This window comes from Phyllobacterium bourgognense (assembly GCF_003337575.1).
GTDB classification, from domain to species: Bacteria; Pseudomonadota; Alphaproteobacteria; order Rhizobiales; family Rhizobiaceae; genus Phyllobacterium; species Phyllobacterium bourgognense.
The window spans coordinates 75,785-98,464 of record NZ_QPJM01000019.1 but is presented as its reverse complement, the minus strand read 5'-3'; the positions used below and the strand labels follow the sequence as shown (position 1 = coordinate 98,464).

At 57.2% G+C, this 22,680-nt stretch carries 24 protein-coding genes and 1 pseudogene; 9 read left to right on the top strand and 16 right to left on the bottom strand.

The genetic code is table 11. From position 1 onward, the window contains the following. The 6 genes and pseudogenes from C7476_RS23545 to C7476_RS23525 all read left to right on the top strand — a co-directional run. On the top strand, positions 1 to 195 hold a 195-nt coding region (locus C7476_RS23545), incomplete at its 5' end, for a helix-turn-helix transcriptional regulator (RefSeq protein WP_147274717.1). Positions 196 to 326: 131 nt separating this feature from the next. After that, positions 327 to 482 (top strand): annotated as a pseudogene (locus C7476_RS23540) (ATP-binding cassette domain-containing protein); the annotation flags it as partial. A 53-nt stretch (positions 483 to 535) separates the two neighbouring features. After that, positions 536 to 694 carry a type 2 periplasmic-binding domain-containing protein gene (locus C7476_RS28345; RefSeq protein WP_181872579.1) on the top strand — a complete coding sequence of 53 codons (159 nt, stop codon included), beginning with the start codon at positions 536 to 538 and terminating at the stop codon, positions 692 to 694. Positions 695 to 1,352: 658 nt separating this feature from the next. Next, positions 1,353 to 2,318: a tonB-system energizer ExbB gene (exbB, locus tag C7476_RS23535; protein ID WP_245426503.1), complete on the top strand. Its 966-nt coding sequence runs from the start codon at positions 1,353 to 1,355 to the stop codon at positions 2,316 to 2,318. A 10-nt stretch (positions 2,319 to 2,328) separates the two neighbouring features. Further along, positions 2,329 to 2,787, top strand: a complete 459-nt coding sequence (exbD, locus tag C7476_RS23530; RefSeq protein WP_114432303.1) for a TonB system transport protein ExbD — start codon at positions 2,329 to 2,331, stop codon at positions 2,785 to 2,787. 83 nt (positions 2,788 to 2,870) lie between these two features. After that, positions 2,871 to 3,683 (top strand): energy transducer TonB family protein, encoded by an 813-nt coding sequence (locus tag C7476_RS23525; protein WP_181872575.1) that lies wholly within the window; start codon positions 2,871 to 2,873, stop codon positions 3,681 to 3,683. Here the strand turns inward: C7476_RS23525 and C7476_RS23520 are convergent, their stop codons facing one another. From C7476_RS23520 to C7476_RS23495, 6 genes are read right to left on the bottom strand one after another with little or no spacing between them, the layout of a single operon-like run. Next, on the bottom strand, positions 3,684 to 5,276 hold the full coding sequence (locus tag C7476_RS23520; protein ID WP_114432300.1) for a GMC family oxidoreductase: 1,593 nt from the start codon (positions 5,274 to 5,276) through the stop codon (positions 3,684 to 3,686). A gap of 1 nt (position 5,277) precedes the next feature. Beyond that, complete coding sequence (locus C7476_RS23515) at positions 5,278 to 6,270, bottom strand: branched-chain amino acid ABC transporter permease (protein ID WP_114432298.1); 993 nt, start codon at positions 6,268 to 6,270, stop codon at positions 5,278 to 5,280. Further along, on the bottom strand, positions 6,263 to 7,150 hold the full coding sequence (locus tag C7476_RS23510) for a branched-chain amino acid ABC transporter permease (RefSeq protein ID WP_114432296.1): 888 nt from the start codon (positions 7,148 to 7,150) through the stop codon (positions 6,263 to 6,265). Before C7476_RS23510 ends, C7476_RS23515 begins: the two co-directional genes overlap by 8 nt. 2 nt (positions 7,151 to 7,152) lie before the next feature. Continuing rightward, a complete protein-coding gene (locus tag C7476_RS23505) occupies positions 7,153 to 7,857 on the bottom strand; it encodes an ABC transporter ATP-binding protein (protein ID WP_114432295.1) in 705 nt (234 codons plus the stop codon). Next, positions 7,850 to 8,671 carry an ABC transporter ATP-binding protein gene (locus tag C7476_RS23500; protein WP_245426501.1) on the bottom strand — a complete coding sequence of 274 codons (822 nt, stop codon included), beginning with the start codon at positions 8,669 to 8,671 and terminating at the stop codon, positions 7,850 to 7,852. The genes C7476_RS23505 and C7476_RS23500 overlap by 8 nt, the downstream gene beginning before the upstream one ends. After that, positions 8,671 to 9,876: an ABC transporter substrate-binding protein gene (locus tag C7476_RS23495; protein WP_114432293.1), complete on the bottom strand. Its 1,206-nt coding sequence runs from the start codon at positions 9,874 to 9,876 to the stop codon at positions 8,671 to 8,673. The genes C7476_RS23500 and C7476_RS23495 overlap by 1 nt, the downstream gene beginning before the upstream one ends. A 303-nt stretch (positions 9,877 to 10,179) precedes the next feature. Here C7476_RS23495 and C7476_RS23490 point away from each other — a divergent pair, with 303 nt between their 5' ends. Continuing rightward, positions 10,180 to 11,091 carry a LysR family transcriptional regulator gene (locus C7476_RS23490; RefSeq protein WP_114432291.1) on the top strand — a complete coding sequence of 304 codons (912 nt, stop codon included), beginning with the start codon at positions 10,180 to 10,182 and terminating at the stop codon, positions 11,089 to 11,091. Here the strand turns inward: C7476_RS23490 and C7476_RS23485 are convergent, their stop codons facing one another. From C7476_RS23485 to speB, 10 genes are all read right to left on the bottom strand, one after another. Continuing rightward, entirely contained in the window at positions 11,092 to 12,204 is a 1,113-nt protein-coding gene (locus tag C7476_RS23485) for an NAD(P)/FAD-dependent oxidoreductase (protein ID WP_114432289.1), read from the bottom strand. Next, complete coding sequence (locus C7476_RS23480; protein ID WP_114432287.1) at positions 12,201 to 12,980, bottom strand: carbon-nitrogen hydrolase family protein; 780 nt, start codon at positions 12,978 to 12,980, stop codon at positions 12,201 to 12,203. The genes C7476_RS23485 and C7476_RS23480 overlap by 4 nt, the downstream gene beginning before the upstream one ends. Beyond that, a complete protein-coding gene (locus C7476_RS23475; RefSeq protein WP_114432286.1) occupies positions 12,977 to 13,777 on the bottom strand; it encodes an ABC transporter permease in 801 nt (266 codons plus the stop codon). Before C7476_RS23475 ends, C7476_RS23480 begins: the two co-directional genes overlap by 4 nt. Continuing rightward, complete coding sequence (locus C7476_RS23470) at positions 13,774 to 14,628, bottom strand: ABC transporter permease (RefSeq protein WP_114432284.1); 855 nt, start codon at positions 14,626 to 14,628, stop codon at positions 13,774 to 13,776. The genes C7476_RS23475 and C7476_RS23470 overlap by 4 nt, the downstream gene beginning before the upstream one ends. Continuing rightward, positions 14,625 to 15,662, bottom strand: coding sequence for an ABC transporter ATP-binding protein (locus C7476_RS23465; RefSeq protein WP_114432282.1), 1,038 nt, complete (start codon positions 15,660 to 15,662; stop codon positions 14,625 to 14,627). Before C7476_RS23465 ends, C7476_RS23470 begins: the two co-directional genes overlap by 4 nt. A 72-nt stretch (positions 15,663 to 15,734) precedes the next feature. Next, positions 15,735 to 16,823, bottom strand: coding sequence for an ABC transporter substrate-binding protein (locus tag C7476_RS23460; protein WP_114432280.1), 1,089 nt, complete (start codon positions 16,821 to 16,823; stop codon positions 15,735 to 15,737). 75 nt (positions 16,824 to 16,898) lie between these two features. Beyond that, the gene (locus C7476_RS23455; protein ID WP_114432279.1) at positions 16,899 to 17,549 is read right to left on the bottom strand and encodes an amino acid ABC transporter permease; all 651 of its coding nucleotides are present in this window, start codon (positions 17,547 to 17,549) and stop codon (positions 16,899 to 16,901) included. Then, on the bottom strand, positions 17,546 to 18,214 hold the full coding sequence (locus C7476_RS23450) for an amino acid ABC transporter permease (RefSeq protein ID WP_114432278.1): 669 nt from the start codon (positions 18,212 to 18,214) through the stop codon (positions 17,546 to 17,548). Before C7476_RS23450 ends, C7476_RS23455 begins: the two co-directional genes overlap by 4 nt. A 3-nt stretch (positions 18,215 to 18,217) precedes the next feature. Then, positions 18,218 to 19,015 carry a transporter substrate-binding domain-containing protein gene (locus C7476_RS23445; RefSeq protein WP_114432277.1) on the bottom strand — a complete coding sequence of 266 codons (798 nt, stop codon included), beginning with the start codon at positions 19,013 to 19,015 and terminating at the stop codon, positions 18,218 to 18,220. A 96-nt stretch (positions 19,016 to 19,111) separates the two neighbouring features. Then, positions 19,112 to 20,173, bottom strand: coding sequence for an agmatinase (gene speB / locus C7476_RS23440; protein ID WP_114432275.1), 1,062 nt, complete (start codon positions 20,171 to 20,173; stop codon positions 19,112 to 19,114). 212 nt (positions 20,174 to 20,385) lie between these two features. Here speB and gcvA point away from each other — a divergent pair, with 212 nt between their 5' ends. Continuing rightward, on the top strand, positions 20,386 to 21,432 hold the full coding sequence (gcvA, locus tag C7476_RS23435) for a transcriptional regulator GcvA (RefSeq protein ID WP_114432273.1): 1,047 nt from the start codon (positions 20,386 to 20,388) through the stop codon (positions 21,430 to 21,432). 8 nt (positions 21,433 to 21,440) lie between these two features. After that, entirely contained in the window at positions 21,441 to 22,616 is a 1,176-nt protein-coding gene (locus C7476_RS23430) for an aminotransferase (RefSeq protein WP_114432271.1), read from the top strand. The last annotated feature ends 64 nt before the right edge of the window (positions 22,617 to 22,680 follow it).

Genomic DNA, 22,680 nt, shown 5'->3' with positions numbered 1-22,680 from the left:
CCCTATGCCTTCATTATCCGGCGCAGGATCGAGCGGGCAAAGGACTTTCTGCGCCATTCCTCGATGCCGGTCACCGATATCGCCCTGTCATGTGGTTTCTCCAGTTCAAGCCATTTTTCCAATGCCTTTCGCCGGGAAGTGGGTACGACCCCCGTGGCGTATCGCGGCGCCTGGCCGGGCAAAGCATCGCAATGATTTACTGATCAGATCCCGCAGCTGCATCAATTTACTGCAAGCACCCTCGCGTTTGCTGTCGCATCTTCGCGAAAAACAAACGAGGGTCTCCAGTGCATACGCAATCGGATAGCGGTCAATTTCAGCCACTCATTTCTGACATCAACGCCCCGCTGCGCGTCAAAAATCTGAAGAAGCGCTTTGGTACGCTCGAGGTCCTCAAAGGGATTTCCATGACCGCGCAGCGCGGCGATGTGATCTCCATCTTGGGAAGCAGCGGGTCGGGAAAAAGCACCTTTCTGGGCTGTGGACTGGTAGATTACTCTGTCTGGAAGGCATTTCTGGAGTCCAAGATGGTGCGATGGCTGTGCTCTACGGCCCCAGAATTTCGGGCGGGCTTTTCGGTCCAGGTGTGGGCATCGGTTTGCGGAAGCAGGACAAGCAACTTGCCGAGCTCTTCAATAGCGCGATCGAAGCAATCGAGGCGGACGGATCGTTGAAAGCGATAAGCCTTAAATGATTTGGAGCCGATTTAGTGTCGAACTGAACCAATTTCGGAGAGACGGATTTGGCAAGCGCTTTTGACTTCCTCCGAAGTATCATTCTTGACTTCACCGAAAATGAGTAACTCCGCACGAAACATGGTCTGCGCAATTGGGATCCAAGTGAGCGAATTGACGACTTCGGCGCTGGCCATCGCTCGACCTTGCAACGTTCGAGGTCTGGGAAGGGGCGGAGCGGTCGATTCATGGGCAATTCCTTTGCTCCAATAAGCCATTGCTATCGCTACGAAGTCGCGCTTCGAATTCGAATCCACCGCTCCATATGTCGGCTATCGTCTTAGCCGCCTCGGTGACGTCGTTGTCAATGTCGTGCTGTCCCATTTCTTTGGTGATGCGATCAAAGATCTGGGCGCCGTGCTTGACAACGCGGTGAAGCCTGGCTGCCTGAGCCGGGCTTGAATCAGGGATCTCCAGAGTTTTAGAGACGTCATCTGGCGATCTGCCTCATGAACCTCATCAGCGAAACCATCCCGTCACCCGATTCAAAAAATAGTTGATTATTTTAGTCATAAATACTAAGCCGCTACCAACCGAAGATTGCGCCGCTCGACGGAGGCCAGGTTGATCGACGAGCCAGGGCCGTTTGCAGCGAATGTAGTGAAGGATTGCGGAGCGATGCGACCAACCCCCAAAAAGCATTCAACAGCTGGCAATTTTGCTGCGGTATTGAGAATAGGGGCTCTGGGATGTGCGCTGGTCGTGTGCGGTCCGACTGCATTAATCGCCTATGCACAAAACAATATGGCTCCGGCGCCTCAGAACGAGGTTGCAGCACAGCCCGTGCAGCAACCGGAGATAACCCAGCCGCCAATCATGCAGCCTACTGCACCAGTGGAGGGGAGCCAACCTGGTCAGACGAATGGAACGCTGCCACATAATCTTTCACCCTGGGGCATGTTCATGGCCGCGGACTGGGTGGTCAAGTCGGTGATGATCGGTCTCGCTTTCGCCTCGCTCATTACTTGGACTGTCTGGCTGGCGAAGACGCTTGAGCTTGCCGGAGCAAGAGTGCGCGCCTATCGCGCACTCAACGCCATCGGCAATGCTCGCACGCTGCACGATGCCGAACGGGCGCTCGAAGGCCGAGGCGGCCCGGGCGCAGCGCTTGTCAACGCGGCACGCGAGGAAGTGCGTCTCTCCGGTGAGGTTCAACGATACACAAGCGCCGATGGTTTGAAGGAGCGCGTCGCCTCGCGTCTGTCGCGCATCGAAGCTCAAGCAGGACGCCGCATGAGTCGCGGCACGGGAGTACTTGCAACCATCGGTTCAACTGCGCCCTTCGTCGGGCTTTTCGGCACGGTTTGGGGCATCATGAATTCGTTCATCGGCATTTCAGAGTCCCAAACGACCAATTTGGCGGTCGTTGCGCCGGGCATTGCCGAAGCCCTTCTCGCCACAGCGATTGGACTCGTCGCCGCTATTCCGGCGGTTGTGATCTACAATGTCTTCGCCCGGTCTATCACCGGTTACCGGCAGTTGCTCGCCGATGCGTCGGCGGGGGTCGAGCGTCTTGTCAGCCGCGATGTGGATTTTGCCACGGTGCCTGCGACCGCCCACACCTCGCGCGCTGCTGCAGAGTAGGGGAGCGATCATGGCTGGTGGCATCAGGCATAGCGCGTCGGACGACGAGCTCCAGGAAAATCATGAAATCAACGTGACGCCGTTCATTGATGTCATGCTGGTCCTGCTCATTATTTTCATGGTGGCAGCGCCCCTGGCGACTGTCGATATCAATGTCGACCTGCCAGCCTCGACGGCAACGCCCGCGACGCGCCCCGAGCAACCGCTTTATCTGACGCTCAAGGAAGACAAATCCATCGCAGTCGGCAACGAAACGATTTCGCGTGAAACCCTTGGCAGTTTTCTTAATCAGCGCACGCAGGGCGACAAGGAAACCCGGGTCTTTCTTCGCGCAGACCGGGCAGTCGACTACGGTGCCTTGATGGATCTGATGAACGGCTTGCGCGACACGGGCTATCTCAAGATAGCGCTTGTCGGTCTGGAAAGCGTTCCTTCTCGACCCGCACCCGCCGGTGAAGGCCTACAGTAGTGCATCACCCAACTGCAATCAGAAGAGGTTTCCTGCGTCCAGATTGGCGTGAGGTTGGTCTTTGGTCGGTTGCAGGATTGGCGGTGATCGGTATTCATGCAGGCGCCGCATGGTATATCCAGAACTATCAACCGGCGACGCCAGCAAACGATATTGCCGTCGCAGTGATGATCGACATGGAGCCATTGCCGGCGCCGCCCGCGCCGGAACCGGTGAAGGAAGAGCCCCCGGCCGAAGCAGAGCCAATCAAGCCGGATGTGATCGAACAGGAAGCTGCAGCGCCCGAGCCTATCCCGGACGTGCAACCCGAACCCGAGCCAATTGATCCGGTGGAAGAACTGGTTCCGGATCAGCCAGAACCTGAGGTGGCGGAAGAGCCCCTGCCGGAACCAGAGGTGACCGAGCCGCCCGAAGAACAGATCGAAGAGGTCGTGGAACTACCAAAGGCAGAAGTGCCGCTTCCGGTGGTTCGTCCAACACCGAAAAAGCCCGACGTTCCGAAGAAGCAGGTTACCGAGAAGGTCGTGCGCAAGCCTGCGAAGAAAGTCAGCACAGCGACCGTCCAGGACGCAACGCCGCGGGAAGCAAAACAGCAGCCAAGTGTTTCGAGAGCAGCGTCAGCGCGGCAGTCGGAAACTTGGCGCTCAAGGGTGCAGTCCTATCTGGCGCGAAGAGCAAATCGCGCCCGTGCGGAAGGGCAGGGGACCGTCAGGATACGCTTTGTGGTCACCAATGATGGCGCCATCGTTTCGGCAAGTGTCGTCGGAAGCTCCGGCGTGGCCCAGTTAGACCAGAGCGTGCTTGAAACCATTCGGCGGGCGTCGCCAGTACCGTCAGCGCCAGATGGAGTTGATGTGTCGCGGCAAAGTTTTACCGTGCCGTTTCAGATAAGGTAGTTACGAACCCCTCGCGATCATCTCGGCGGCCTTTTCTGCGATCATGATTGTTGGGGAGTTGGTGTTGCCCGAGGTAATCGACGGCATGATCGAGGCATCGGCCACACGCAGACCTTGAATGCCGCGCACGCGCAATTGCGGATCGACGACCGAATCCGGGTCAGAACCCATGCGGCAGGTCCCGACGGGGTGAAAGATGGTCGTGCCAACGGCACCGGCGGCTTCGACCAGTTCATCCTCGTTCTGGTATTGCGGGCCCGGTTTGAACTCTTCCGGTTTAAAGCGCTGCAATGGTTTTTGCGCCACAATGTTGCGCGTGATGCGGATCGAATCCGCCGCGACACGGCGGTCGCTCTCTGTTGTCAGATAATTCGGCTGGATCGCGGGATGCGAGTGATAATCCGGCGATTTGACGTGTACGGACCCCCGGCTTTCAGGACGCAGATTGCACACGCTTGCGGTAAAAGCCGGGAAGGGATGGACGTTTTCGCCAAACTTTTCCAGGGTGAGAGGTTGCACATGGTATTGCAAATTGGCTGTCTCAAAAGAGGGATCGGACCGGGTAAAAACACCAAGCTGGCTCGGCGCCATCGACATGGGTCCGGACCTGCTGATGAGATATTCGACCGCGATCGCTGCCTTGCCAAGAAGGCGATTGGCCTTCTCATTGAGTGTCGGAATACCCGTAACCTTGTAGGCACAACGCAGCTGCAGATGGTCCTGCAGGTTCTCGCCGACGCCGCGGCGCTCCAGTACCGTATCAATACCCGCTCTCTGCAAGATGTCGCCGCGACCGATGCCGGACAGTTCGAGGATATGGGGTGAGCCAATTGAACCGGCAGCCAGGACAACCTCGCGCCGGCATTGGACCGAACGGATTGTCCCGGCCTGTTCGAATTCGACGCCTTTGACGGTCAAATCCTTCAGGATCAGTTTTCGCACATGCGCTCCGGTCTCAATCTTGAGATTGGGACGTCCCAAGGCAGGGCGAAGAAAGGCCTTTGCCGTATTCCAGCGGATGCCACGCTTCTGGTTGACCTTGAAATAGGACGAGCCTTCATTATCGCCGCGATTAAAATCCTCCGTGCGAGGGATGCCGGCAGCTTCGGCAGCATCGCGGAATGCATCGAGGATATCCCAATGCAACCGCGCTTCCTCCACGCGCCATTCGCCTCCCGACCCATGGAATTCGTCGGCGCCGAGATAGTAATCCTCCGACTTCTTGAAGTAGGGGAGGACATCATCCCAACCCCAACCCGTACAACCGTCCTGTCGCCACAAATCATAGTCGCGCGCCTGGCCACGCATATAAATCATGCCATTGATGGAAGAGCAGCCGCCCAAGACCTTGCCGCGCGGATAACTGAGCGAGCGGCCATTTAAGCCTGGTTCTGGTTCGGTGCTGAAGCACCAGTCCGTGCGCGGATTGGAGATGCAATAAAGGTAGCCAACGGGAATATGGATCCAGTGATAATTGTCCTTGCCGCCTGCCTCGAGCAGCAACACGGAGACGTCCCTGTTTTCGGAGAGACGATTGGCGAGCGTGCAGCCGGCTGTACCGGCTCCGATAACGATATAATCATAGGTTGACATTTCAGTTGTCCGGCTTGCTCTCGAGTCTTTTGCCGAGGCGCGAAGCATAAAGCTCACCGATGATGCCACGCCGGAACACAAGCACGCACACCATGAAGATGATGCCGGTGATCACCGTGACCGGAAACTCCGAAGTTGCGAGATAGTTTTCCAGAGCGGCCACAAGTCCTGCACCGAAGATCGGTCCAACCAACGTGCCGATGCCGCCAAGCAAAGTCATCAACACGACTTCGCCAGACATTTGCCAGCTGACATCGGTGAGCGTGGCAAACTGGAAGACGATCGCCTTCAAACCACCTGCAAGACCGGTCAAGGCGGCAGACATGACGAAGGCGGCGAGCTTGTAACGCGCGACCGAATAGCCAAGCGAAATCGCACGAGGCTCGTTTTCGCGGACGGATTTGAGGATCATGCCAAATGGTGAATTGATGATGCGCCAGATGATGAACATGCCAATGAGAAATACGGCAAGCACAAAGAAATACATGTTCAACGGCTGATTGAGATCAATGAACCCGAGCAGATAACCGCGCGGGACCCCCTGAATGCCGTCTTCACCATGGGTGAAAGATGCCTGCAGACAGAAAAAGGCAAACATCTGTGCGAGTGCCAGCGTGATCATCGTCGAATAGATGCCCTGACGCCTTATGGCGAAGAAGCCGATGATCAACCCGAGGATCGTTGCACCGAGAACACCGACAAGAATGCCGAGTTCGGTTGGAAGACCCCATTCCTTGACCGCATGTGCTGTGAAGTACGCAGCGCCGCCAAAAAAGGCGGCGTGACCGAAGGAAAGAATGCCAGTGTAGCCGAGGAGAAGATTGAAGGCGCAAGCGAAGAGTGCGAAACAAAGCACCTTCATGAGGAATACCGGATAAAAATAGAAAGGTGCGAGAACAAGCCCGATGATTCCGATCAGGATCAGCGTCGTTTCCAGCGTTAAAAGGCGTTGCTTTGGTGCAGATGTAACGGTCGCTTGCGTCATGTCAAACATCCTTTCCGAACAGGCCCGCGGGTCTAACGAGCAGGACGATAGCCATGATGACGAAGATGACGATGCTGGATGCTTCTGGATAGAACACCTTGGTCAGACCTTCGAAAATACCGAGCATATAGCCGGTGATGATAGCGCCAAGGATTGATCCCATACCGCCAACAACAACTACGGCAAAGACGACGATGATCATGTTGGATCCCATGAGCGGACTGACCTGATAAATCGGCGCCGCCATGATACCCGCAAGCCCTGCGAGACCTGCGCCGAGACCGTAGGTGAACGTCAACAACAGGGGCACGTTGATGCCGAAAGCGCGCACCAAAGTCGGGTTCTCGGTCGCCGCGCGCAGATAAGAGCCAAGCCGGGTCTTTTCGATCAGCAGCCAGGTTCCGAGGCAGACGGCAAGCGAGGCAATGACAACCCAGGCGCGGTATTTCGGCAGGAACATGAAGCCAAGATTATAGCCCCCCGCCAAGGCGGAGGGCACAGCGTAGGGTTGACCTGCCGCACCGTAGTAATAACGGAACGTGCCTTCGAGCACGAGTGCCAGACCAAAAGTGAACAACAGACCATAGAGGTGGTCGAGATTGTAGAGCCGTGAGAGTGCTACGCGCTCGATGAAAGCACCGGCAAGGCCCACAACCAGGGGCGCCAGGATGAGGGCCGGCCAATAGCCGATGCCGAGCTCCGCCAGAAGAAGGTAACCGACGAAAGCGCCGACCATATACTGTGCGCCGTGCGCGAAATTGATGACGCGCAACAGCCCGAAGATGATGGCGAGGCCGAGGCTGAGCATGGCATAGAATGAGCCATTGATCAGGCCGATGAGCAGCTGACCGAGGAAGGCCTGGACCGGGACGCCGAAGATCATTGTCATAGTCAGACTCCCAACGCTTCGTTGAGCATTGTCATGCGATCAGGCAGCTCCTTGACGTGGAAATTGTCGATTATCTTGCCATGGTCGACCACATAGAAGCGGTCAGCGACCTTGCTGGCAAACCGGAAATTCTGTTCGACCAGGAGAATGGTCATGCCGCGCTGTTTTAGCGTCACAAGCACTTCGCCGATACGTTGGATGATGACTGGCGCTAGGCCCTCTGTCGGTTCATCCAGAAGAAGCAGCTTGACGCCTGTGCGCAGAATTCGGGCAATTGCCAGCATCTGCTGCTCGCCGCCGGAAAGCTTGGTGCCAGGACTATTGCGCCGCTCCTTGAGGTTCGGGAAAAGTTCGTAAATTTCGGCAATCGACATGCCGCCCTTGGCCACGATCGGCGGAAGATTGAGATTTTCATCAACCGACAGGGTAGCGAAGATGCCGCGTTCTTCCGGCACGAAACCGATGCCGGTATGAGCGGTGCGATGCAGCGGCACGCGCATCATGTCTTTGCCGTCAAATGTGATAGTGCCGGTTCGCTTCCGGATAATGCCCATGATGGAGCGCAGGGTCGTGGTCTTGCCGACACCATTGCGGCCGAGCAAGGTCACCGTCTCGCCCTGGTGGATGTCGAGGTTGACGCCGTGCAAGGCGTGGCCTTCGCCATACCAGGCATGGAGGTCACGGACGGAAAGCAGGGACTTACTCATGTTCTGTCCCCATATAGGCTACGCGCACACGCTCGTCCTGGCTGACCGTCAGGTAATCGCCGGAGGTGAGGATTTCGCCGCGCTGAAGGACGGTAACCTGATCACAGAGATCGGCGACAACCTTGAGATTGTGCTCTACCATGAGGATGGCGCGGTCCTTTGCCACCTCGCGAATGATATCGGAAACGATGTGCACGTCTTCGTGGCCCATGCCGGCCATCGGCTCATCAAGCAGCAGCACTTTTGGATCGAGCGCAAGCGTAGTAGCGATCTCGAGCACACGCTTTCGGCCGTAGGACAGGTCGGCGGCGAGGTTTTTGCGTGCGTCCTGCAGCCCCACCGCTTCGATCAATTCCATCGCCCGTTCGTTCAGTCGATTCAGCGCCTGCATAGGCAGCCAGAACTGGGTGGATAGACCGCCCGGGCGCTGCAGGGCTACGCGGACATTGTCGAGGACGGTAAGATGCGGAAATACCGCGGAAATCTGGAATGAGCGAACCAGACCCATGCGCGCTACTTTGGCCGGGTCCGTCTTTGTGATGTCATGGTCGAGCAGCGTGATCGTACCGCTCGTCGGTTGAAGAAATTTGGTGAGAAGGTTGAACACCGTGGTTTTGCCCGCACCATTCGGCCCGATCAGCGCATGCACCCTGGCGTGATGCACGTCGAGATCGACATTGTTGACGGCAACGAAACCGCCAAAATCACGACGCAGGCCACGGGCCGACAACACCACCCGCGAATCTTGACCTCCGGAGGCGCCGGGAGAGGATTGTCCTCCCCCGAACGCTGTGTCGTTCAGCGAAACAGTCATTATTTAACCAGTGGGCAGCCGCTTTCGGCCGGCTTGATATAAGCTTCGTCACCCGGAACAGTGGCAAGAACCTTGTAATAATCCCAGGGCGCTTTGCTTTCATCCGGCTTTTTGACTTCCATCAGATAGACGTCGCTGATCAGGCGGCCATTGGGACCGACCTTCGCACCGCGCCCGAAAACGTCGTCGACCGGCATTTCGTGCATCGCTGCCGCGACTTTTTCGGTGTCGTCCGTTCCTGCCTTTTGAATGGCCTTCAGATATTGCGTGACGCCGGAATATGTCGCCGCCTGGATCATGTTCGGCATGCGGCCGGTGCGCTTGAAGTACTTCTGGCCAAACTCACGCGATTGATCGTCGCGATCCCAATAGAAGCTTTCGGTGAGAGTCAGCCCTTGCGCCGCCTCAAGGCCGAGACCATTCACCTCGGAAAGGGTGAACAGTAGCGCTGCGAGGCGCTGACCGCCTGAGACGATACCGAATTCAGCCGCCTGCTTGATGGCGTTGGCGGTGTCGAGCCCGGCGTTGGCGAGACCAATGACCTTGGCACCAGACGACTGAGCCTGCAGCAGGAATGAGGAATAATCTGTCGTCGCGAGTGGATGACGTACGGATCCGACGACCTTACCACCCTTGGAGGTGACGAATTTGGCAGTTTGCTCCTCCAGCGAATAGCCGAACGCATAATCCGCAGTAAGGAAGAACCAGCTGTCGCCACCCTGCGAGACCAATGCACCGCCGGTACCGACGGCAAGCGCATGGGTGTCATAGGCCCAATGGAAACCGTAGGGTGAGCATTGTTTGCCTGTCAGCTCCGTCGTGGCGGCTCCAGTCACGAGGTCGATCTTCTTTTTCTCTTTGGAAATGCCCTGAACGGCAAGCGCCACCGAGGAAGTCGTCAGTTCCATGATGGAGTCGACCTGTTCGGTGTCGTACCACTGGCGGGCGATATTGGAGGCGATGTCCGGTTTGTTCTGGTGATCGGCTGTGATGATTTCAATCGGCGCATCAAGCACCTTGCCGCCGAAATCTTCGGCCGCCATCTTTGCCGCTTCGTAAGACCACTTGCCGCCAAAGTCTGCATATACGCCAGACTGATCGTTCAATATGCCGATCTTGACCTTGCCATCGGAAATCTCGGCGCTTGCTGCAGGAATGACCGCGGTTGCCATGAGGGCAGCAGTTGCAATTGCTAGTAACTTCATTCGTATCTCCTCCCAAAGAATGACCGCTCACAGGATCATCGCATGATGGCTGTCGCGGACGGAACGGTTCAAATTGAAAACGTCGATAGAGATGCCGCGATCCCGCCCGCATCCCGCCGGTTGTTTATCCTCCTCAATCCAGCTTTGGCTTCCCAAGCCGGACAATATTCACCCCTATGATTGCGCTGTTTCTTCCGACCGGCAACCATGATGTCCAAAAAACTCTAACATTGACAAATAGGTACACAAACACCTATTTTTGCACACAATAAGTACAAAAATGTACAAGGCTGAAAGAGGGCGATGCGGCAGTTTACCTGGGACGATCTGCAATATTTTCTCGCGGTTGCGCGTACCGGACAATTGACCACTGCAGCGCGAAGGCTGCGCACCAATCATGTCACTGTTTCAAGGCGGATCGACCGGCTGGAAGAAGCATTGTCGGCACGGCTGTTCGAGCGCAATCCGCGTGGTTATATCCTGACGGCACTCGGCGAAAAGCTGATCGAGTCTGCCGAAATAGTGGAGCGCGAGGCCGACCGATTCCAGAACGAGGCTTCCGGGGGAACGATTTCTCTCAGTGGCGTCGTCCGCCTCAGCATCTTGGAAGGTTTTGCCAATTTCTTTTTGGCTGACCGGCTGCCGCTGATGGCGCAGTCTTATCCAAGTCTCTCCATTGAAATGGTGACGATCCAGCAGATCGTGTCGCTATCGCGGCGCGAGGCGGATTTGTCGATAACGCTGCACGCAACACGGACAGGCCCGTACCATCAGGAAAAGCTGATGCCCTACCGCCTGTTCATCTATGGATCGAAGGACTACCTCTCACGTCATCCGGAGATCAAGCAGCAGTCAGACCTCTCCAATCACCAGTTCATTGGCTATATCGAAGACATGATCTTCACGCCCGGCCTCGATTACATGCGCGAGATCTTGCCGGGGTTGCGCCCGTCATACCAGAGTTCCAGCATCTTTGCGCAGCTCAGCGCGACACGATCAGGTTTCGGACTGTGCATCCTGCCCTACTACATCGCCTGCAAATATCCCGAGTTAGTGCCGGTCATGCCGAGGCAGCTGCATCTCAACCGGGATTATTGGCTGATTTGCCACGAGGATATCGTCAGCACGCCGCGCATCCGGGTCTTGAGTAACTTCATCAGATCAGAACTCGAGAACCAGGCTGCGATCTTTGGCGGCCAGCCGCTTCTCGCCTGATCAGTCGAAACGGGCGGGCGATAGTTTTGCGAGGAGCGGCTCGACGGCTCTTTCGGGATCTTGTCTCCCGATGAGTGCTGCGGAAAGGGCCGAAAGGGCAGGGGAGGTCTGAATCCCGTAGCCGCCTTGACCCGCCAGCCAGAAGAAACCATCCACCTCACTGTCGAATCCCGCTACCGGTGTCCGGTCGGGGGCAAACGTGCGCAAACCCGCCCAGCTGCTCTCGACACGGGTGACTGGTATGGTAACGGCTTGTTCGAAACGATAGAGGCCTTCGGCGAGTATCATGTCATCGACGAAGGCGTCATGTGGCTCGACTGGTGTTTCGTCGCAGGGTGAAACGAACATTCGTCCCCCATCCGGCTTAATATACCAGGCTTCATGGACGTCATCGACGAGTGGCCAGCCCCTGGTGTCATGTCCGTCGGGAGCGGGCAATACTGCAATGGACCGCCGCATGGGTGTTAGTCCAAGCGGGCGAGCGCCGAAGAGTCCAGCAGTAACATCTGCCCAGGCACCCGACGCATTGACCACGGTCGTGGCCCGGAATGTGCGGACATCCGTTTCAACCTGCCATTCACCTGCAATATGCTTAGCGCCAACAACTTCGCATTTTGTATAAAGTTCAACCCCGAGCGCCGTTGCCTTCCGCAGCCAGCCCTGGTGCAAAGCATTGACATCGATGTCCCAGGCGTCCGCTTGGTAGCATGCTGCCTTGATATGATCGCGATTAAGGATCGGAACCATGCCGATGGCTCGATCGATATCAATCGCCTCTACTCCAAGCCCATTGCGGACAAAGTCTTCGCAAGCCTCAACGCCGTCTTCGCCAGCGACGGTCAGCGAGCCACGCGGGTTCAGCAGCGGATCAGGAAAGAGGCCGACATCGCGCTGTTGAAAAAACGGCGCGCTGGCCTTGTTCAGTCCGCGAATAACGTCATTGCCATAATTGGGAAGGAAGATGGCGGCAGAGCGTCCCGTCGAGTGATATCCAGGTTGGGTTTCACGTTCAAGAATCGCGACCTTGTGGGTGCCGGCGAGAGCGGCAGCGACGCCCACACCGGCGATACCCGCGCCAATCACAAGGACATCAGTTTCGACTATTTCGGTCATGCTGGACCCCGGTCTTTGAGATAGGGATTGCCGGTGATGGACGCGGCGAAGGCGCCAGGATCGATCTCCGCAAAGATCAACTGTTCTGTGTCATCACTGCAGGCCGCGACAAGACTGCCATCGGGCGCGGCAATTCGTGAGTTTCCGGCAAAGGTAAACCGCTCGTCAGCACCGGCATGGTTGATGTAGGCGACAAAAATCTGGTTCTCGAAGGCGCGAGTCTGAATCATGTGGTTGGCGATGAACGTTCCTGATGGGCCGGCCGGCAGGGCCGTCGGTACAAGGACGCCGTCAACTCCCGCAAGGGCGAGCCGGCGGACGTTCTCGGGGAATTCCACGTCGTAGCAGATCAGCATGCCGAGCCTTAGACCGCCCAGTTCGACAATACAATTAACCGGCGTCTCGGGCTTGAAGAGCGATCGCTCATAATCCCCGTAAAGATGCGATTTACGATAGATCGCAGGTGCGGCGTGGCCATTTACAAATGCGGCGCTGTTGTAAATATCCGCTCCATCGCGCTCCGCAAACCCCGCAACAATGGCGATACCATTCGCCGACGAAATGGCCTGCAACGCCTTGATCTGATCGCCATTCGCCGTTTCCGCCAATGCGGTGATTGCGTCTCCGGCGCCATAACCCGTGATGCAGAGTTCTGGCGCAATCAAAAGCTCAGCGGCGCCTCCAGCTGCTTCAACAGCCGCTCGTTCGATGCGCTCAAGATTGGCTTGCACGTCACCGGAGACCGAATGCATTTGCAGAGCTGCCACACGCATCATGGTTCATCCGATGCCATTGCGCCGAGCAGCTTGGGCAGGTCGCCGAACTTCGCTACCAACGAGAAGATGACTGCAGCCGTGATAACGAAAAGAATGGTCACGGACGCCATTGTCGGGGTGTAGCCATAACGCAAAGCGTTGAAAATCTTGATCGGCAGCGTTTCCAGCGTGAAGCCAACGGTCATGTACGCAACGATATATTCGTTGAGCGACAACACGAAAGCGAATGCATAGCCTGATACGAGATAGGGCAGGATCAGTGGTAGTACGACAGTGCGGAAGATGGTTCTGTCGTTGGCGCCCATCGTGGCCGCGGCCTCGACAAACGAACGGTCGATGGCGGAGAAGCCGAGCGACAAGGTTACAAGTGGCAGGGTGACGAAAAAGATCGCGTGTCCTATGACCGCGGTCCACGGCTGGCCATAGAAACCCGTCGTTGCCCAGAAAGTCAGCAGCCCGAGCGCGGTGATCACCGGCGGCAGGGTGAATGGCGCAATGCCAAGGACCTGAAAAATGTTCGCCCACGGCGCGATGCGCCGCCAAAGAAACCACGACAGCGGGAGGGCAATCAGGACGGCGAGCGCGGCCGAAGTTGTTGCCAGAACGACTGAGGCAATGAGCGCGCTGCGCCATTCAGGATTGGCAAAGATTTCGCCATACCAGCTGAGAGAAAAGCCCTGCGGCGGGAACGCCAGAGTCTGCTTTGCATTGACCGATACGCCAGCCACGACGATCAGCGGCAAGCTGAGGAAGAGCCCAATGATCAGGAAGTAAAATCGCTTGAGCCAACTGATCACGCTTTTTCTCCCTTGCGGCCGATCAGCAACGTCAGTGCGACAAGGCCGAGCGTAACGAGGACAAGGAACACCGCCATTGCTGCTGCAAACGGCATATTGGATTGATAGATCGCCTGGTCGGTGATGAGGACCGAGAGTGTCCAATGTTGAGGCCGGCCGAGGATTTGCGGCAACAGGTATGAGCCGAGCGCGAAGATGAAAACCATGATGAGCGTCGCCATGATCGTATTGCGCAGGGCAGGCACCAGGACATTGAAAAAGGCACGGATGGGCGAGGAACCAAGTGTTCGCGCCGCCTCCATCAAGGTTGGATCGAGGCGGACAATGGCGGGGTAAAGCACGAGGATCGTGTAGGGCAGGGCCTGATAGACCATCCCCGTCAGCACAGCGCCGAAGCTCGGGAACAGCGCGACTGGCTGGTCAAGAAGGCCGATCTTCACAAATAGGTTGCTGAGGCCCGCCGTGCGCGAGAGTAGTGTCGACCAGGCAAACCCAATGATCACCTCGGAAAGGGAAAGCACAGAGAGCAGTCCCACAAGCCAGATCACCTGCAGGCGCCGTGAAAGCCGTGAAAGCAGGTACGTGAAGGGCAGCGCTAGCACGACGCAGCAGATGGCAACGGTCACCGCAAGCATAAGTGAAAAGCCCAGTACGCCCCCGAAGAATGCGCTGAGGAAGCGCTCATAGTTGGAGAAGACGAATGCGGGAGTATAGAAGCCGCCCTCCTGCCTCTGAAAGAAGCTGACGGCAATCATCGTGCCAAAAGGCACGACGAAGAAAATGAGCAGCATGCCGGCAGGAAAGAACAGGGGCCCATAATCGGCGATCGATTGCGGCGGCTCGCGCTTCATTGTTTCAGCACCACGCAGACATCCGGGGACAGAACGATGCCGACGGCTTGGCCCGCAGTGACCTCGGGGCGTTCGCGCGGGGTCGATACAGCAACGATTTGCTGGCCGCCCGCTTCGACAAAGGTTTCAATGGTGCCGCCGAGATCGCGGACGAAAGTAACAGTTCCGTCGATGGCGCCGTTTCCAGGTGCTGTCAGGTGGACGTCTTCGGGGCGCACCGAAATCGTGGCTTTCTGTGCGCCGGCGGGGAGCGCAAGACCGGTTACCCGCTGCCCGAATATTGTTGCAGCTCCTGAACTGTCTGCTTTGGTTTCGATCAGGTTGGTCGAGCCGATGAAATCCGCAACGAAGGTGTCGGCCGGCTTTCGATAGATTTCAATTGGCGGGGCCGCTTGCCTGATATGTCCGCCATTCATGACCACGACCGTATCGGCCATGGTCATCGCCTCGCGCTGGTCGTGGGTGACGACGATGGTTGTGATCCCGAGCTTTTGCTGGAGCTGGCGTAGTTCCACTTGCATGGCTTCGCGCAGTTTCGCATCAAGGGCCGATAGTGGCTCGTCGAGCAGGAATATCTTTGGCGACAGCGCCAGAGCCCGGGCGATAGCTACGCGTTGACGCTGACCACCGGATAGCTTCGACACCGGCCGGTCACCATAGCCGGGCAAATGGATGAGGGTGAGCAATTCATCGACGCGTTTTTTTTGCTCTTCGCGAGCTGCGCCGCGAATGCGCAGCGGATAAGCGATGTTCTCGCCGACACTCAGATGCGGAAATAGCGCAAGCGATTGAAACACCATCCCAAGGTTCCGCCTGTGCGTCGGGACGTCCGTAATGTCGGCTCCGTCAAGGAGAATGGTACCGTTCGTGGGGTCTTCAAGTCCGGCAATTATGCGCAACAGCGTGGTCTTGCCGCAACCGGATGGGCCAAGCAGGCAGACAAAGGTGCCGTGCGGCACCGACAGATGCACATTGTCGACCGCAGTAAATGTCCCAAATTGCTTGCTGACGTTGTTCAAAACCAGTCCGGACATAAGTCCCCCGTATCTTAGGTGCTTTGTGCCCCACCCTTCGCGGCAAAGCAAAGGGTGGGCTTGCGCCGAATGTTAACCGACGATCAGCTCGGTCCATTTCTGGTTCAGCCAGTCGGACTTGGTTGTATAGAGGTCATAGCGCGGAATGATCGGCTCGATATCGGAAGATACCGCCGCGAATTCCTTGTCGCTCAGATCGAGCAGCTCGCGTTTCACTGTCGGCGAAGTACCAACCTTGCGCGATAGCGTTGCCTGAATGGCAGGCTGGCTCATGTAGTCGATGAAAATATGTGCTTCGTCGGCTTTCTTCGATGCACGCGACAGAGCCCAGCAGCCAGAGTCCTGAACGCCGCCTTCCTTGGGGAAGGTGGAACGAACCGGATGCCCTTCGGAAGCAGCGAGGCCGGTCACGTCGTGGTAATACTGCCCCATCGGAATTTCGCCCGACTTCAGCGATTGTTCGAACTGGGCCTCGTCACGGTACCACAGGCGAACATTCGGCTTGACCTCTGCAAGCTTGTCGAAGGCCTTCAGCAGTCCTTCTTCCGTATCGAGAGCGTTGGTGCCTCCGAAGAATGTTTTTGCAGTCACTTCCAGCAGGAATGAGTTCGATACAAGTGCGAGCAGTCCGAGCTTGTCGGCGTTCGCCTTGTCCCAGAAGACTGCCCACGACGTCGGCGCTTCCTTGTAGACATCGGTGTTGGTAACGAGCGTGATGTACCATGAGACCGCGCCGATACCCGCGACGGAACCATCAGGGTACTTGTTGACGAAGCGGTCAATGAGGTTCTTTGAATTCGGAATCTTTGCCAAATCGAGCGGCGTCCACAGTTTGGTCGTCTGACCCTTCAGCATTGCCACTTGCGACATCATTGAAACATCTGCGGGGGCGGCGCCAGCTTTTGCGGCCTGCTCAAGCTGGACCAGCCAGGCTTCGCCCGTTGGTTCGGCCACGGATTCGATAGCGATGCCGGTTGCTTTGGTGAATTCCGGAAAGATGTTCTTGTCGAAGGAGTCTTTGAAATAGCCGCCATAGACGCCGACCTTCAACGACTTGTCCTGCGCACGCAGGATGTTTGGCATGGCAAGGATGGCGGCGCCCATCACGCCCGCACCAAGTACCGCGCGGCGGCTGACGCCCGTCTTCAGAAAAGTGTCCATTGTCGTATCTCCTTTTTGAAAGCCAGTTTGCTGGCCGATTCCCACTTCTGTTTTTGTCTAATATCGAGCTGTTGTTCAATGCTGACGAGCGGTTCGGAGCTCCAATATCTTTGTATAGCGCGTCAGCGGATAGCACAGAACAAAATAGATCAGCGCTACCAGCCCATAGACCGTAAAAGGTTCGAATGTTGCATTGTTGATGGCATTCGAGGTTCGGACCAGTTCTTCGAAACCGATGATCGAGGTCAGTGCAGTGCTCTTGATCAGCTGCACCAGAAAGCCGACGGTCGGCGCCCGCGTAATCGCGAAGGCTTGCGGCAGGATGATGAGGCGCAGCTGCGCTATGTAATGCAGGCCGAGACTGCTTCCCGCATCCCACTGGCCGCTTGGCAATGCTTGCACGCCGCCGCGCCAGATTTCGGCGAGGTAGGCACTTGCGCAGAGCGTCAGCCCGACGACTGCGGCCGTCCATGCCTCGATACGGAAGCCTAGCAGTGGCAGGCCGAAGAACAGCAGGAAGAGCTGCATCAGCAGCGGCGTTCCCTGGAAGAGGCCGATGTAATATTCAGCCGCACGACGCAGCCAGCGCCGCTTGGAGATGCGGAGCAAGAGGATCGTCAATCCGGCAATCGCGCCTCCGGCAAAGGCCACGATGGACAGCAGGACCGTCCAGCGGGCTGCCAGCAGGAGATTGCGCAATATGTCCCAGAACGTGAATTCGATCATGCCATGCCTCCGGCAATCGCCCGTCGTCCCGTTGCGAACAGGAGCCTGCGCAAGCCGATGCTCATACCGAGGTAGACAATAGTCACGACAAAGTACGTCTCGAAGGCGCGGAACGTTCGTGCCTGCAGCATATCCGCCTCGTAGGTGAGTTCGCGCACCGCAATTTGCGAGACAACCGAAGACTCCAGCATCATGATGATGATTTGACTGGTCAGCGCCGGGAAGATGACTTTCAGCGCCTGCGGCAGCACGATCTTGATGAAGACGAGCCACGCTGGCAGACCCAGCGCCGCCGCGGCTTCCCTTTGACCTTTGGGTACGGCATCGAGTCCGGCACCAACGATCTCGGTGGTATAGGCAGTCATATTCAGCGTCATCGCCAGCATGGCGGCGATGACAGGATCAAGGCGAATGCCGAACCGCGGGAGCCCAAAGAAGATGAAGAAGAGCTGCACCAGAAATGGCGTGTTGCGGATGAGCTCGACATATGCCCCGATGGCCTTGCGCAAGATGGGATAGCGGCTGCGTTTGGCTGCAGCCCCGAATATGCTCAGGATGACGCCAGCGACGGTGGTGACAGCGATCAGGAAGATCGTCATCGCCGCGCCGCTGGCGATCATGCCGATCGCGCCATTCAGCCAGCCGAAGTCGAGCGCATAGCCCACAGATCAATCCTTGAGGTTTTCAGGATTGAGCGGTGTCTTCAGCCAGGCTTCCGAGCTCTTGCTCAGGCTGCCATCGCTCAGCATCTTGGCCACGGTGTCGTTGATGGCCTGCTTGAGGCGATCCTCTTTCTTGTTGAGGGCAATGTGCGACGGCGATGTCAGCAGCTGGAATTTCTGCTCGGGAGCCAAGGCTTCCTGACGGGCAAGAACCTGTGCACCGACGTCATTGCCGACTACCATGAGTTGAGTCTGGCCGGAAATGAAAGCCTGGATCACTGAGTTGTAGTTGTCGAAGCGCTTGACGTCGGCAGAAGCCGGAACCACCTCGGTCAGCGACGTGTCTTCCAACGTACCACGATTGACGGCAATGCTCTTGCCGGCAAGGTCGTCCTTGTTCTTCACTTCAAGTGCCTTCGGACCGATGACGGCGATGTAGTAGGGCGCGTAGGCGGCTGCGAAGTCGATGACCTGTTCGCGCTCCTTGCTGTAACCGACACTCATCAGAAGGTCGACGCGACGTTCCGTAAGATAAGGAATGCGGTTCTGACCGGTTACCGGAACCGGATTGAGCTTTACCTTCAACGCATCGGCCAGGGCCTGGGCCACATCCATATCATAGCCTTTAAGCGTCATGTCGGCGCTGGCGGAAGAGAAGGGCGGGAAGTCGGCAAAGACGCCGACATTGAGGACGCCCGCCTTGGTGATGTCATCGATCGCATCGGCATTGGCCACACCTATGCTCGCGCCGCTGATCAGCAGCAGGGCGGCAAAGGATGCTCGCAGTGTCTTGTAGATTGTCATTTTATTCCCCTTCGTTGTTATTGTGATTGACGAGAACAATCCGGCTTTATGCCATTTACCGCCTCATCATTCGTTGGTTGCGTAATTCCGGATGCATCAGCGCTGGCCCTGAACGAACGGGCTGAATACCATCAGGCTGAGGATTTCGAACAGGACCTGGGCGCCCGCATGGGCGGTGTTCGTCGTGGCGTCATATTGGGGTGCAACTTCCACGACGTCACCGCCGACGAGATCGATACCCTTGAGGCCGCGTATGAGTTCGAGCACTTCGCGCGTTGTCAGGCCGCCGACTTCCGGAGTACCAGTGCCCGGTGCAAAACTCGGATCGAGGCTGTCTACGTCGAAGGAAAGGTAAGTCGGACCGTCGCCGACGATTTTTCTCGCCTTTTCGATAATAGCGGGGATGCCGAGACCGGTTACTTCTTCCGCATGAATGACGGTCATGCCGGATTCGTAGGAGAATTCCCACAGATATTCCGCCGAGCCGCGAATGCCGATCTGGATAGTACGGCTCGGATCGAGCACGCCGTCGAGGACCGCATTGCGGAAGGGACCGCCATGATGGAATTTGGTCTGGTCGAAGGCGCCTCCCGTATCGCAGTGCGCGTCAATATGGATCATGCCCACCGGGCGCTTCTTGCCGACAGCTTTCATGATCGGATGGGTAATCGAATGATCGCCGCCTACGGAAAGTGGTACAACACCGGCATCGACGATCTGGTTGATGCGACGTTCGATGTCATCATGGCTCTGCTCGAGCCTGTAACGGCTGGCAAAAGGCACGTCGCCAATATCTGCAACGCGCAGGTCGAATACCGGCGCGCATTCGAGAACGTGATTGTACGGACCGATGCGCTCGATGGTCCGCAGCGCCCGCGGGCCGAAGCGCGAGCCGGTGCGATTAGTTACGCCGAGGTCCATCGGCACGCCAACCATGGCGACCTGGAGATTACCGAAATCGGGATTGCTGGAGTCGACCGGCATGTGAGGGGCGGTCAGAAAGGTCGGCATGCCCGCATACGGTGCAAGGCGCGTACCGCTTTTTGAAAAGATCTTGTCTGCGACCTTGCGGAATGTCGGATCAAACAACTCACCGCCATGGCTTTCCCCATATTTCGCGCGCAGTTCGTTCAGCTTTTTCTCATCCCAAGATGCCATGACAAGTATCCCAATGTCCTAAGTGCGCGGGGATAAACGGATTCGGCGTGTGTTGCGGGTGGCTATCCGTCGGTGTCTGTTCCCCGGGCATTTTTGCCTCGTTAAGCGTATTATCGGTGCAAAAGGCACAGAAAAGCAATTGACATTGTTATAGCTTATTGTGTGAATAAATCTCACATGACTTTCCGACAATTGGCAGCTATTGAAATCCTATGACGCAAGGCCGCTTGCCCCCGCTGAACCCGTTGCGCGCCTTCGAGGCGACAGCACGACATGGCTCTGTAACGGCCGCAGCGCGTGAACTTAATGTTACACACGGCGCCATCAGCCATCAGATAAAAGCGCTGGAGGCCACTCTTGATGTCCAGCTGTTCGAACGTGGCGCTCAACGTCTCAAGCTTACGCCCCAAGGGGCGCTCCTCTTGCCGACGGTATCAAAAGCATTCGAGGATATTGCTGCGACGACTGCGCTGATCAAACGTCCCACGACAAGCGGCGAACTCACGGTGACTTGCGTGCCAGCGCTGCTTTCGCTTTGGCTCATCCCGCGCATGAACCAGTTCACCGAGCAGTATCCGGATATCAGGCTGACGCTGATTGCGTCGAACGAGTCGGATCATCTGCACTCTTCGGATGTCGATGTCTGCGTGCTCTATGGCCATGGCAATTGGGCCGACTGTTGGATAAGGCTCTGGACGACGCTGAAGCTGTTTCCTGTCGCAAGTCCGACGCTGCTCAACATGCGGCCTCTTCGCTCCGTACGCGATCTGCGCAATCACGTGCTCCTGCATGGCGACGATGGCCGTGAATGGAACACTTGGCTGGCTGCAGCCGACGCAACCGAGCACGCCCGAGGCGCGCAGCACTTCATGAGCGACGCTCGGCTCTCGACGGAAGCGGCAGTCTACGGCCAGGGCGTTGCACTGGGCGATACCATCACCGCAAGCCATCTCATTGCCAAGGGCGAGCTGATTGTCCCGTTCGACCTCACTGTGCCGGCAAACAATGCTTTCTACGTTGCCTGCCGCAATGAGGTGCGCAACGCGCCGATAGTCAAGGTTTTCATCGACTGGCTGTTTGCCTCGCTGGAGACAGATACAATCACCGAACCGCAAACCTCGGCGCGGCGTATCATCCGTCCGCGCAATGGCAAGGTTAGTGCTCAGGAGCGTCTGGCCAGCCCTCCATCCATCCCAACGACACGCCCGAAACGGCTGGATCGCGCCCTGAAACGCCGCGCGAAAATCGATATTCGATAGGATATTCCATGACTTCCGCTTTACTCAATCCGCTGGTCACCCGTTTGTCGCCCCCGCCGATACCAGCGGTGCAGGCCTGGGGCAAATCCTATGATGGTAGCCTTGGCCCGTTGATCGATCTGTCGCAGGCCGTTCCCGGTTACCCGCCGCATCCGGATATGCTGCGTTGGCTGGGCGAAGCTGCGTCATCGCTTGCCTACACCAATTATGGTGCAATCGAGGGTGAAACTTCGCTGCGCGAAGCTTATGCGGCACACGTGTCACAGGTCTACGGTGCGAAAGTGGGTGGCGGCAACATCCACATCACATCAGGCTGCAACCAGGCGTTTATGTGCGCAGTGATGGCTGTTGCTGCGGCGGGTGATACGGTGCTGATGAGCGATCCGTTCTATTTCAACCATGAAACGACTTTGTCGATGCTCGGCATCGAGACGGGTTTCGTCGCCTGCGACTCCGCCAATGGGTTCGTACCGACGCTCGAAGCCGTGGAGCGCGCGCTGACTCCTCACGTGCGTGCCCTTGCCCTCGTTACTCCGAACAATCCCACTGGCGCTATTTATCCTCCCGAAAGGCTGAAGGCGGTCTTTGACATCTGCCAAAAAAACGGCATCTGGCTGATCCTCGATGAGACCTACCGCGATTTTCTGCCCGAGGGCGCGGGTGCGCCGCATTTCCTTCTCGGCGAAAAGAACTGGCAGGACAATCTGATCCAGCTCTATAGCTTTTCCAAATCGTTCTGCATTCCGGGACACCGGCTCGGGGCGCTCACAGCAGGTGAGAACGTCGTGGACGAGGTCGCCAAGATCATGGACAATCTGCAGATCTGTGCGCCGCGAGCGGCTCAGGGCGCAGTTGCGCGGGCCCTGCCGGCACTCATCGAATGGCGCGCCGGAAACCGGCACGAAATCGACCTGCGAGCAAAGGCATTGCGGGAGGTCATGAAGGATCTCGGTGGTTGGAAACTAGAGGCCATCGGCGCTTATTTTGCCTTTGTCCGTCATCCTTTCGAAAGCCGCTCGTCGACCGAGGTGGCCGAGCACCTCGCCAAAAAAGCCGGGATTTTGAGCATTCCCGGCGAGTATTTTGGTGCAAAACACACCCAATTCCTGCGTTTTGCATTTGCCAATGCCGATGCCGAAACCATCCAGCAGCTGCGCAGCCGGATGGTTGACTTCAGTCTGTGAGGCAGAAAGTTGTGCTGCACGGCTATCGTGCGTGGTTCGACGGGGCTCACCATGAGGGAGAATG